At 37.1% G+C, this 385-nt stretch carries 1 pseudogene; it reads left to right on the plus strand.

The features are described from left to right. Positions 1-209: 209 nt before the first annotated feature. Positions 210-385: pseudogene (locus tag IQR33_RS33410) on the plus strand (sensor domain-containing diguanylate cyclase); the annotation flags it as partial.

The following is a 385-nucleotide window of genomic DNA, read 5'->3' on the forward strand; positions in this document are numbered from 1 at the left end:
TGAGGATCATAATAAAGTTTTCCTCTTTCTACTTCTTGCCATAGATCGCCGCCAAATAAATCGCCTTGTTGATGCATCATCTCACACCTAAAACATAAAAGTTGTCAATCACTGTTACCTTTCTGATTATGATTGGTTATTCTTGTGATAATAAGAATTTTAACAATAAATAAAAAATCTCGTAGTTGTATACGAGTTGTGGGGAGAAAATGCGTTATTTACCCAGAAAGCGATGCTATTTTGCATTGTTCTTCCTCACCTTTTTCGCTTTGTGTATTGGGGTTATTGAGCTGTTAAATCGAAACCAGCAAGAGCTTCACAAAGAGCGAGTTCAAGTTGAGGCCAAAGAACAACTTTCCATTCTCCGTTCCAATTTGGAAGCGGT

This window comes from Vibrio sp. OPT46 (genome assembly GCF_015163535.1).
GTDB classification, from domain to species: domain Bacteria; phylum Pseudomonadota; class Gammaproteobacteria; order Enterobacterales; family Vibrionaceae; genus Vibrio; species Vibrio alginolyticus.